The sequence below is a fragment of the Desulfosporosinus cupriresistens genome, from assembly GCF_001707885.1.
Lineage (GTDB): Bacteria > Bacillota > Desulfitobacteriia > Desulfitobacteriales > Desulfitobacteriaceae > Desulfosporosinus.
On record NZ_MASS01000034.1, the window covers coordinates 1 to 12,136 of the forward strand.

The 12,136-nt window shown below is 33.5% G+C and carries 11 protein-coding genes and 1 pseudogene; 2 read left to right on the forward strand and 10 right to left on the reverse strand.

What is annotated here, in order from left to right:
- Window positions 1–41 precede the first annotated feature (41 nt).
- From murJ to DSBG_RS13605, 3 genes are all read right to left on the reverse strand, one after another.
- On the reverse strand, window positions 42–1,514 hold the full coding sequence (gene murJ / locus DSBG_RS13595; protein ID WP_083236867.1) for a murein biosynthesis integral membrane protein MurJ: 1,473 nt from the start codon (window positions 1,512–1,514) through the stop codon (window positions 42–44).
- 3 nt (window positions 1,515–1,517) lie between these two features.
- On the reverse strand, window positions 1,518–2,627 hold the full coding sequence (locus tag DSBG_RS13600) for a polysaccharide pyruvyl transferase family protein (protein ID WP_068964861.1): 1,110 nt from the start codon (window positions 2,625–2,627) through the stop codon (window positions 1,518–1,520).
- A 282-nt stretch (window positions 2,628–2,909) separates the two neighbouring features.
- Window positions 2,910–3,401 carry an acyltransferase gene (locus tag DSBG_RS13605; protein WP_068964862.1) on the reverse strand — a complete coding sequence of 164 codons (492 nt, stop codon included), beginning with the start codon at window positions 3,399–3,401 and terminating at the stop codon, window positions 2,910–2,912.
- A gap of 316 nt (window positions 3,402–3,717) precedes the next feature.
- Between DSBG_RS13605 and DSBG_RS22520 the strand changes: the two are divergent.
- A pseudogene (locus tag DSBG_RS22520) lies at window positions 3,718–3,858 on the forward strand (hypothetical protein); the annotation flags it as partial.
- 271 nt (window positions 3,859–4,129) lie between these two features.
- A complete protein-coding gene (locus DSBG_RS22525; protein ID WP_141694318.1) occupies window positions 4,130–4,333 on the forward strand; it encodes a hypothetical protein in 204 nt (67 codons plus the stop codon).
- A 99-nt stretch (window positions 4,334–4,432) separates the two neighbouring features.
- Here the strand turns inward: DSBG_RS22525 and DSBG_RS13610 are convergent, their stop codons facing one another.
- From DSBG_RS13610 to DSBG_RS13640, 7 genes are all read right to left on the reverse strand, one after another.
- Window positions 4,433–5,521 carry an EpsG family protein gene (locus tag DSBG_RS13610; RefSeq protein ID WP_068964863.1) on the reverse strand — a complete coding sequence of 363 codons (1,089 nt, stop codon included), beginning with the start codon at window positions 5,519–5,521 and terminating at the stop codon, window positions 4,433–4,435.
- A 153-nt stretch (window positions 5,522–5,674) separates the two neighbouring features.
- Complete coding sequence (locus DSBG_RS13615; RefSeq protein ID WP_068964864.1) at window positions 5,675–6,685, reverse strand: glycosyltransferase family 2 protein; 1,011 nt, start codon at window positions 6,683–6,685, stop codon at window positions 5,675–5,677.
- A gap of 524 nt (window positions 6,686–7,209) precedes the next feature.
- Entirely contained in the window at window positions 7,210–8,373 is a 1,164-nt protein-coding gene (locus DSBG_RS13620; RefSeq protein ID WP_068964894.1) for a Coenzyme F420 hydrogenase/dehydrogenase, beta subunit C-terminal domain, read from the reverse strand.
- 1 nt (window position 8,374) lies between these two features.
- Window positions 8,375–9,487 (reverse strand): polysaccharide pyruvyl transferase family protein, encoded by a 1,113-nt coding sequence (locus DSBG_RS13625; RefSeq protein ID WP_068964865.1) that lies wholly within the window; start codon window positions 9,485–9,487, stop codon window positions 8,375–8,377.
- A gap of 203 nt (window positions 9,488–9,690) precedes the next feature.
- Complete coding sequence (locus DSBG_RS23760; protein ID WP_242877623.1) at window positions 9,691–9,954, reverse strand: zinc-ribbon domain containing protein; 264 nt, start codon at window positions 9,952–9,954, stop codon at window positions 9,691–9,693.
- Between the two features lie 15 nt (window positions 9,955–9,969).
- Window positions 9,970–10,986, reverse strand: a complete 1,017-nt coding sequence (locus tag DSBG_RS13635; protein ID WP_068964866.1) for a glycosyltransferase family 4 protein — start codon at window positions 10,984–10,986, stop codon at window positions 9,970–9,972.
- A 135-nt stretch (window positions 10,987–11,121) separates the two neighbouring features.
- The gene (locus tag DSBG_RS13640; protein ID WP_068964867.1) at window positions 11,122–12,135 is read right to left on the reverse strand and encodes a radical SAM protein; all 1,014 of its coding nucleotides are present in this window, start codon (window positions 12,133–12,135) and stop codon (window positions 11,122–11,124) included.
- Window position 12,136 lies beyond the last annotated feature (1 nt).

A 12,136-nucleotide genomic window follows, 5' to 3' on the forward strand; every position in this document is an offset into this window, starting at 1 on the left:
CCTTTGTTGAATTAAAAAAACAAGTGAATACCGCGTTTTTATTAATATTGCATTCTAAATACTTTACTCTTTAACAAATAAATAAATCCAACATATAAAGTTAACGTTGCTGAACCGTAAGCAAGAATATTAAGAATCAAACTATGAAAATCTAACCACTGTTTAACCCATAACAATATTAGTGTAACGCTTATCATGCTAATAATGTTTTTAGCATATTCTATCGTTAAATTTCTTGCATTAAATTGCAATGAAAATTTTAATCGGAATTTAAAGAAAATCATAGTTAACGAGACATATGAGGAAATTACTGTACCTAATATTACTCCGTACAAACCAATAAATCTTGATAATATAATGCTTATAATAATATTAATGATACTAATTAATATGCTATTTTTAAAAGTTGTTTTAGTATCTCCATAAGCATAAAAATATCGATAGATTAAATCTCGAAGAACGTTCGCTGGTTGTCCCAATATAAAAAGTACAGAACAATAATAAACGATTTCCGTTAAACTTGAATTAAATAATCCTCTTTCAAATAATAAGGAGAGACCCTCACGTCCAACAATAATCATTCCAGCAACAATTAGACAAATTAGTGAATTAAAAAAAATACTATAGTCCCAAAAAAAAGTTTGGTTATCCTTATCTTTTATTTTCTCCGCGATTTTGGGATAAATATAAATTAAGATATTTGCGATCAGTAATGAATTAATCAATGTCATAATTTGAATAGAATAATTTAAAACTGAAATCTTTCCTACACCAAGATTAGAAGATATTAGAGAATCGGTCAGTAATGAAATTTGATATAACCCAGTGCTGAATAGTGTCGGAACAAAAACAACTATCATTCGTTTAAAGTTAGATGAATGAATATTGAAAGTCGGAATAAAACGTAATTTATTTTTATAAGCAACAACTGATGCAAAGACTAAATTTAACATCGCTGTAGCTCCAATAGTAGAAGCATATTCATATATACTCAAGTCTTTTTTTAATACCAAAACTATAATCAAAAGAATATTACAAAGCAATAATATAACTTTGGGAATATTAAACTGATTTCGGCATTGAAAATATGCATTTGTTACACTTAATAGTGCAGTAAAAAATTGTGTCATTAATACCAGTAAAAGCAATTCACATGTAATATTTATAAATATTTGTCCACTATTGGTCAAAAATCCAATTATTTGATATCTTAAAATATATGAAAAAGCCACAAAGACAATCGCCACAGAAAATATTGCTGATATAAAAGTATTAATATCGGATTTGTCAGTTTTATTAATATAAGCAGGAATCAAAACAGTAGTGATTCCTGTTCCTAAAAAACCAAACAAAAAAGAAGCTATTGTGTTAGCAAAATTATATGCATCCATTTCTACAGATGCCCCATAATTAGCTGCCGCTATTGATGTTCTCATTACTGTAGTAACTTGCGTAAAACCAGTTAATATTATCATTAAAATTAATTGTATAAATACTTTTTTGTTTCGAGACAAAATTTATTCCTCACAATACTTAAGTTGTTTATCTAAATGCAAAAACTGTTCTTCAGCACGTAATTTCTGTTCTTCAATATCTAGAACTATTTGATTTTGTAAATTATAATAAACATCATCCATTGAAAGACTATCTATTTCTTGAATGCGAATAAACTTGCCTTTAAAACCCGTATCCTCAATTACGTTCAACATTTTATCACTATATATAATAGGAAAGACAGGACGCCCTACAATCCAGCCTAAAATCATAGCATGAAACCGAGTTGCTAAGATATATACAGATTCTTTAAGAACTGAAACACATGACTCAATATCTCCTTCATATAAATATTGATGAACATTACATTGATACTCTTTTTTTATACCACTTTGAATTTCTTTTACTGCTTCGATATCTCCTTGATTTGAACAAAATGAAACCAATTGAATCTCATAACCTTTTGATATATAATCCTCGCAAATGTTAATTAATTGTTTAATATATGTAAGATGATATTTTGAGAAAGATAATCTATTCTTTAAATTAATAACAGAAATCGCAATTTGTTTTTTAGGTGCAATGTTTTTAGAAGGATTATAGGTAAAAACTATGTCTGGAGCAAATCGAGTATTTTTCAAGTCTTTAAATAAATTGTATGAATATGATTCGCGAAAGCAAATATCTTCATATTTTCGAAACAACTCTTTATAACTATTATAAAACTCAACATCTTGATATGGTCCAAAATTGGCACCAAGCAAATAAAAAGGTTGATTTTGAATCATTTTAATTTTATTTAACTTATATATTTTTCTCCAGTTAAAATTACTTTGAATAAACAAGGAACCGCCAATATAAACAGAAGCTATACACGTCTTAGCAAGGAAATTTGTAATTATATTTTTATTGGTTATTCTTAATAACATTGAATCCAATTTTTTTATGAATACACCTAAATTGTAAATCTTTAAGTTTCCATTATGCTTATATGTTTTTTTATACATTGTTGTTGGAGCTATTAATTTAAAACAAATATCTGGATATCGCTCGACAATTATCTTTATGAACAAGTCATCTCCTAAATTACTATTAAGATAAGCATATAGCATTACTTGTTTAATTGATTTCACCTTTGTTCACTCCCTATAGTTATATTTTTCTCAACATCTGTAAAAATATAGAATTACTGCATTATTTTAATATTACTATCCTTTGCTTAAACCAAATGAAGAATAATACTGTCTTAAATACTCTAGAGTATGAATTAGTTTTAAGTAGTTTTTTCATCTAAGAACTTACCATTTCTTTTGCCTGGTATCCTTTACTAACAACGTTGATAATTCATTTGGCATACTTACCTGGGGGGGACGCGAGGACCTAATACTCAACCTCATTTTAAATAATTGAATATCCTAGTCTGACGCCATATCGTTAAATACCTTCATCCTTTTTTCTGCTAATTCATAGGAATTGCCAATAACTTTTGCAGGATTACCACCAACTATAGTATTAGGCGGAACATCTTTAGTTACTACACTTCCCGCTGCAACAATTGAATTAGGACCAATTTTTATATCATACATTATAGTGCTATTTGCACCTATAAACACATCGTCCAATATTTCTATTCTACCCGTGTAGTAACGGTAATTACTACCCTTATAACGCTGAGAATTATTAAATAAACCGCTTATTATATCATGTGTGAGAAAGGTGACATTTGCAGCTATTCTTACATTATTGCCCATGGACACTAAGAATGGTTCAGATGGTATTTTAACTGGTTGGTAAAAACAGTCCTTACCCATTTCACGGAATATATTATTTCTTTTTAAATATTCAGCTCTTTTAAAGCCATTACTTTTCAAAAGTAAATTTAACATTATTAGCTTTTTGGGTTTCATGGTGGTAAATCCTCCTTACTTAAACGACCGTTTTCCCATTTATTAGTTTATTCCTACTACCAGTCAATAACTTGGCTTTGCAACACGATTATTATGACTTTGTTATTAATGTTCTCCTAAAGGGTAACTCTCCAACGCTTACACTACCTAGTACATTTCGATTTCATCCTAGAATACTTCTTGCGCTATATCCTTAATTTAAATGAGTATTCTTGAGGCATCCGGACAGCAATCCTGTGACATCCGGCCAATAAACCGGCACCTTAATATTGAACTCCTGTACAATGTGTTTTAGCACGTTTACGGGAGGAAGAAGAAAATGAGGTGTGAAGAACCAGTGAAAGTTCTAGAAATCTTAAGACTGACAGAAGATGGCTATTCTCAAAGAGAAATCGCTCAAAGTGTTAAATGTGGTAAATCCACGGTTGGAGAAATTCAGAACGCTGCCGAATTGTAAACTTCTATACGATACGGCTAGAAAAAATGACCAATTATGAAATCAAGCTCTTACTCTATCCAGACAGTTATGGTCATTCCCTTAAAGAGGATCCAGACTGGCGCAGTATCCATGAACTGCAAGCAAATAAACGTCTAAATTTGCAATAGTCTCTGGGAAGATTGCAAAGCGGAAAATACCAATGGGTTAAGCTATGTCGCTTTTGTCAACGTTATCTTAGCTGGAAGAATGAACCTGGTAAAAACGTGATCATGGTTCAGAATCGTGAACCATGCAAACAATTGCCCATCAACGACGTCACACAGGATCACGATATGTCACTAATCTAGGTCACATGCCGCCCCATCACCGTCACCAACACCAGGCTAATCATTTTGATGGTGCCCAATACTGCATGTGGGCTAAGAACATCGGTGGTCAAACTTATGCCGTTATTGACCATCTCCTTTCGTCTCAAATCGCCGAAGAACAGTAACCTGTATAATCTATGTTAAACACTCCATGCAATGAGGTGCCGGCCATTGGCCGGATGAGATAAGAACACAGGCCGGAGGCACAAGAACACCGGTCTGAATTAATGAGAATAGCCATTTAAAAAAGTTTGGAAAGGAACAGTTTGATTTGCTCCTATAAAAAAGAAATCATAATACCATAAAAAGACAACACTAAGAATAACTAATAAGCCAATCCATGTCATGTGATGCTTTTTACCCAAACGAAAAAAATACGGAACTATAATAATTTGTGACAAAGAAAAATATAAACCGGTTCTTGAAGTGAAATTAGTCGACATGTAAGACGTAAGCTGAATGATGCTTCCCAAAACAACAAAATTAAAATGAAAAAGCATTTGATGGTTTTCTTTCATTTTCTTATAGTAAAAGATACCGGGCAAAACAAATGGCAATGTTCTTACTAAAATACCAAAACTCCATTGTAAGGCCCTCGTCTGACGTAAATACGGTTCATATTTGCTAATAATACCAATTTTAAGAACAAGCGGGTTAAACAACGTCTCATAATTCAAAGTAACGTAAATCATTATTATAAAGGTAGAAATACTAAGCCATGTATATTCTTTCTTTCCATATAAATAAAATAAAAAATAAAACGGAAAGACTAGTATCGCACTGAAATGAAAGCTAACTGCTAAAAAAATAAAAAAGCAAAACTTCCAGAACTTCCTGTTAAAAATATATTTTAGTGCATAAAAAACAATTCCCATTGCCGCTACCTGTCTGACAAGATTAAAAGACAATTGGAAATATAACAACATAAAAACAAGCATCCCTAGTCCAACGCTGATATTATCTTTATACTGCTTAACTGCTAAATAAATAAATAGTATTGTAATAAAAGCTACTAAAAAAACAACTAGCTGAAAGCCACCTCCTAAAGTAATGACTAATTTATTTAACCAAACATATCCAAACTCCATTCGACTGGTATAATCAGGAAAGAACTTTAAAAAATTAAACTCTGGTAAATAAACTCCTAAAAAGTCCGTACCTATTCCATACCGTATACCAGACACGATGCTTGGAATAAATATTGTAGTAAAGGAAAAAAAGCCATTGAGAAAACCTTTAAATTTTACCGAACACTCAGCTAATCCTGCTGTTATTAGTGCAATGAGTGCATAAAACACTAGGTCATGATACAATTGCTTCCTCCCCTTCAATTTGAGTAATCAGAAATAGAGAATAATACAAAATAAATTTAGATATTTATGGTAAAATGATATTTAGAAATATCCTAAATATCATTGAATAATCTATAAACTAAAAACTACTATCATTTAGCATAAATATTTATTCTAAACCTGCCCTAGTGTATAAAATTTCAGTCTTTTAATGTCAGCTATAATTTCCATAATTAATGTACTTTTATTTAGTAACATAGTTTTTATTAAAAATATTTTCAAGCTCTTACTATTACTGTTACTAACAATCTTCATTATTTTTACATCTCTTAGTTTAGATAAAACATCTTTTTTAGGAATTTTGCAAAAATAAGCATATATAATTAATCTAAAAATATGAATAAGATAATTATTATATAATTTCGTGTAATAATTATATATTTTATTCTTATCATTGAAGTAAATATTAACATATTCTAACCTAGCGTCACAAGTTGATACTAAATCATCGAAATCTGACAATTTTATTTTAGCAGTCAATCCGTTTATATTTCTTTTATAATTGTAAACATAATTATTAAAGTAGATTATATTTTTCGCATATCTAAAATAAGCAAGATTAAAAATTAAATCTTCACCATGATGAATACCAATTGGGAATTTCAAGTGATAATTTTTAATGATTTCATTAGAATATATCTTTGCCCATGGAGTATTTAATTTTGTTTCATTTAGTAGCAAATTATAAATTACTTCTTTCTTACAGCTAGAATTGGACGACATGTTTGTAAATAGTTCCATAGGAACTGGTTGTAGCTTTCCAATATCAATTAAATTGTAATTAAAAAGAACTGTATCAGTATCATCATTTAATTCATTTATAAAACTTAATTCTCGCGAATCTATATAGTCATCAGAATCAATAAACATAATATAATGTCCTTTAGACACTTCAATACCCTTATTTCTTGCTGCAGATACCCCCTTATTTTCTTGTCTGTAATATAATACTCGGTTATCCTGATGAACATATCGATTACATATTAATTCACAATATGCGTCTGAACCGTCATCAATCATAATAATTTCTATTTTAATGTTTTGTACAGCTAGTATACTATTGATACATTTTTGTAGATCTGCCTCATCTGGATTAAAAATCGGAATAATAATACTCAATAACATTATATACCTACTTTCTAAATACGAAATTTGCCCTTAGACGATCTCAGTAATATTTAATTTAGCAAAGAGAACCCACCATCAGCACACTAATAAAAACATCGTATAAGTTTGCTTTATAAGTGAATTAATACATTGCTTTTAAACATCATAATAATCCGTACTAATACGCTAGCATTTAGAAGGAATTTTTACCCCTCTTTCTCTCTGCAGGGTATTCAATTAGCTTTACAATACTTCGGCGAGTCCGTTTTTAATATCCTTCCAAACTTATTAATATGTCGCATTGTTCATCAATCAATAGCTTTGCGCCGTTTTGCTTTAAGGAAACCACTGGCAACGGTTTGACATAGCCTCAAACAATACTGTTCCTGTCATTTCTCAGACTTGAAAATAAAGAATATATCACTGTGTTGGTAGGCCTTCTTAATTTCGTAATAACTAACAGCACCTTCAAACACAACCTTGTCATCAATGCTATATTCTTTTACCGTAGAATGATACAGACAGATGCTTGCTATAAATTCTCATCTTAATATCTTCTTAATTACCAATTTAACTTTATACGGAACAGCTGCTTTAATGCGGGTCATCGGTTGTAGTCCAACGCTCAAATATTTATTGATATAACTTGAAAATTCCAAGTTGTCGATTTCATTGTAAATACTATCTCTAACAACGGGCCTTCTTACTGGTTTTCGCAAATTTTCGTTTTGGAGAACTGCCTGTTCCACTGTGGATTTCAGATATAATATGTCCGCTTTAATTTTATCGAACACTTGCCTACCCTTTTGGGTATTTATCAGAATCAATGACACGCCTTTATCGGTATAGAATTCGGGATGTTGCTTTTCAATTCCCCAGTAGTCGGCAATTGTAATATCGCCAATCCGTACAGCCGTTGCATATTTACAGTGATAGCAGCATTCTCGATATGTCTTACCTTCTAAAAACGACTTATAATAGGGATCCAAAAAACCCATTTTATATTTTTCAGAATTAGAAAGTTGTACTTTATACATCAACCCCCATTTGTTTTTATCTTTACTCCTGAAATCAAACTTTATAATTCTTTGCCCAGTTTTCTTTTCGAACCATGTAATATATTTATTAAAGAGTTTTTGACTTGGAACTCCATGACAAATTAAATCCGCTGTAAGCAAATTTTCATATTCTCTTCCTAAATAACTCTTTAGCCCAGCAATTTGACAAGGCGTCCCAGAATATAATACCATCATACCTTTATTCAAGAATTGCTTTGCTTGGCCAAAGGTATCTGCCGTATCACTTTGTACATATTTCGAACCGCGCAGCCTGTCCAATCCCTTTAAACTATCAACCATAACATGCCTTGCAACCATGTTTTTATCAAAAGCACAACCATATACAATACCTTCATTTCTCAACGCATATTGTGCCAATATGGTAAACATACCGCCAGAGGAGCTTTTTAATAGAATCTCATCATCCTTTGCTCTTGCGGCATATACCTCGCCTACCTCTTTAGCCAGATTCTCAGCCAATTGGTGGCAGGTCTTGACACAAAAACCACAATTGTTACATTGTTTAATATCCACATGTGGGTATAAAAAACCTTCTTGATTATCTTTCATCTCTATACAATGCTTCGGGCATTTCTGTTCACAAGCTCTGCAACCCGTGCATTGTACTGTTATATAATTATTTATCATATTAATCACCGTTCAATACCTTAATCATAAAATCATTGGTAATCTCCCGCTGAACCGTAAGCAACCGGTTTACTTTCTTATAATCTATTTCCTTTTTAGAAATAAGAATTGCTTCCTCCGCACTATTTGCTACTCGATCCGTTAATTCTGTAATATTTAAGATATTATCAAGCCTATTACTAAAATGACTGGGATAGGTAACAATAAATTTCTTATTCAAATTGATCGAAAATGATGTTCCATGAAATGAATCAGTTACAATGTATTCTGCATTGTTGATGTATGAAACAAACTCATTGACGGTTGGCAACAGCCTTATGCTTCCACCCTTCATACGCTGATGGAGCATATTAGTCAATCTGATAATCTTTAATCCTGTTACTTTTGACAATTCAACCGCATATTCTGCGGCTTTGCTGTCGCCATGCAGTTGGTATACGAGAATAAATGGTTCCTTCTCTCCTAAAGGATTTGCAAGCTGTTCCCAATCCTTCTTAATAAGCATATAGGTGGGATCTAACACTCGCGTTTTAATTGGTACGTCAATACCAATTAAAATATCCAAACCAGACTGCTCACGTACCGAAATTGCACTATATTGTTGCAAATCCTTTTCAACTTTATGAAGCTCATCTTTAGTTAAAGAACTTTTGCCAAAGCTTGCGGAATAGGCGATTCTCTTTTTGTCCTTTGGCACAAAGGTTAAGAAGAATGGTCTTTCAAAATCCTTAATAAAGAAGTTGTTCCAAACCTGGTCACTACCGGTACAATAAACATCTGCAATTGGTGTGTCTTCCCACAACTCCTTCTCGGAATAATATGTTTTTGTCAAGGGTACATATTGCCCTAAAAAGCGGTCAAATACCTTTTTTTGCATTTTGTAAGACGGTACTTTTATCACTGTTACAACTGCGCTTTTTATCACACTATCATAATGCATTTGGGATTCGTTAAAAATCTGCTTAAAAGAACCATAGTTAAGATATCTTTGGGGACAATAATCGATAATCTCCGCCTCATGCCCCAAACGCTCAAAATATTTAATTGTTGCATAAGCCTGCAAAGCCGAACCATAATTATACACTCTGTGGTATGTAATTACCGATATTTTCATTTCTGCACCTCTTGGCTTTAAGATTACTAGTATTACATCTAGTACAAAACTTTATAAAACGGAATATCTATTCTGTACTTTACGATTAGAAGTGGAATCCAATAATTATTACATCATAATCCCTAAAGCTCTGGGATGAAAATATCTTGATACATCGTTTTAAGTACGACTCCGCATTACAATAATTCAGATTTTGAATTCATTCACGTTTTATACAATTTCGTCTTTTTCCTTACATAATTTTCATAGAGTCCAACAGTTTTTGTGCTTACCCTATCCCAATCAAATCTTTCTAAAATAGAATCGGAGATAATCTGTGTAGTTTGAGCTTTCTTAGTTGCACGGCACTCAGGGCAACGTCCAGGTTCATTGGTGAACCCTTTTTGAGCATTGAATTCTTGTTCGGATGCTGTAAACTCGAAGTCTCGGCCACAGTCTTTGCAACGAAGGATTTTGTCATTAAACATATAAAATAACCTCCACTAATATTTACAGATTTCTGTTACGGTGTTATTCATTAAAATGGCCAGTTTATCTCGAAGGTCCTTAATATTTCCCTTTTCAAAACAATCTCCGTATTCTTGAACAACCTGTATATTTTCCTCGATATCACTAACCAGACAAGCACATCCATAGCTCATCGCTTCCAGTAGGCTTATTGGCATACCTTCCACATCACTGGGAAGCACATAGAGATAACAGTTGGAAAATAACTCCTCTAGCTCCTGTCCTTGGACGAAGCCGATCATAATCACACGTTTGTCCTTCGCTACCTTCTTTTTGATTTCTTCCACATACTCATTGGTATGGCTGCTACTACCAGCTACCACCAGCTTCTTATCAGTATCAACTTCCTTAAATGCATCTAGCAAATAATGCAATCCTTTTTCAGGAACAATTCGTGCAAGAAATAGGATATAGTTATCTTTCTCTAAGCCGTACTTTTCTTTTATAAATTGCGCTTCACGGACTACCGGCTTATTTACGCCGTTAGGGATTAATTGAGTCTCTCTGCCGTATACATCTTTGAAATACTGCTGTACATTTTTAGAAAGCACGATCACTTCATCCGCATACTTAGCGGCTATCATTTCACCAAATTTGATATACTTCGTTGCAAAACCGCCCCACTTAGCACGCTGCCAATCCAATCCGTGAATAGTTGCCACCGTCCGGATTCCAAACAGATGCGGTATCCACAGCATGGCGCAAGGGCCTTCCGCATGATAGTGGATTACATCGTAACGGGAAAACAGTGCACGAATAGTAGCAAAGAAGGAATACAACAGCGCGTCCAAGCTCTTCAAATTGATGGTTGGAACAGTTACAATGCGAACGCCCTTATAATCTTTGTCTTTTTTGAATTCTTTGGCCGCGCGGTTATATGCAGTCACTTTATGTCCCTGCTTCACCATCCGTGTGGACAACTCTTCCACAACGATTTCCACGCCGCCCTCGCGGGAAGGAATTCTTTTGTGCCCTATCATCGCTATTTTCATCGACTAATTCCTAACTTTCTGTAATCTTTTCACACACATTAAACAGGCAATATAGCTTCACGATAACAGTCCTATGTTCATGCTGTCTGCTCTATTTTTCGTCCATCTTCATCTCCTTAATTACATTAATCCGCTTTATTTCTGTGCCTTATTAATAAAGCAATTCTCATAAATCGAATACTTATTGCCCTTAAAAACTTTATGCTTTACAATCCACCATCCGGGTACCCAGATATATTTGTGCATTGCTGGCGCTACACTACCAATCATCCAGCAATTGCGGTCGCAATGCTTCACGCACTCACGCACCTTGTCGGCTTGTTCGGAGTTCCACAGCTCATCCCAGGACTGCTCCTTTAGGTTGCCCATTACGGCCTTTTGCACCATACCATTGCATGGGATGACATCGCAGAAGGGGTCGATAAAAAAGGCGTCCTTGGACATCTCGCATGGAAGCAACCTTGGCTGTCCGTAGATGTAATTGATTAGTCCGTGATTGAAATAAGCACGGAACCACTTCTTGGGTGACTTAGATTTGAGTAGTGTATTAATCAGCTTTTCGAAGTTTTGACCAACCTTCTGCTTATCGTCGATTTTGTTATCGGTCTTTCTGAAATAGAAGGAATTATGAAGTGTAGCCGTAGCAAACTCCATACCCATATCATTGGACAGTTCATAAAGAGGTACCAGGTCTTCACAGTTCATGTCCTGAACGGTCATACCGAAACCAACATCCGTATGACCCATTTCAATGAGTTTATTAAGCGTACCATAACCTCTATTAAAACCATCCGGAATACCTCGAATCGTATCGTTGGTTTCCTGAAGACCTTCGATACTTATACGTATGCCTATCTGCGGAAATTCCTTACACAGGGTAATAATGCGGTCTGTAAAATAACCGTTGGTTGAAATTACGATCCTATTTGTTTTTCTATACAACTCTCTTACGATTTCATGGATATCCTTTCGGATAAAGGGCTCACCTCCTGTGATATTGGTAAATGCCATCTCAGGTAATTTTCTGATTGTTTCCAGTGTAATTTCATCCTCCGGTCTGGACGGATCACGAAAACAGTCGCACATATTACATTTGGCGTTACATCTATATGTAACGATAACGGTTCCATATAAATATCTTTTCGGCATT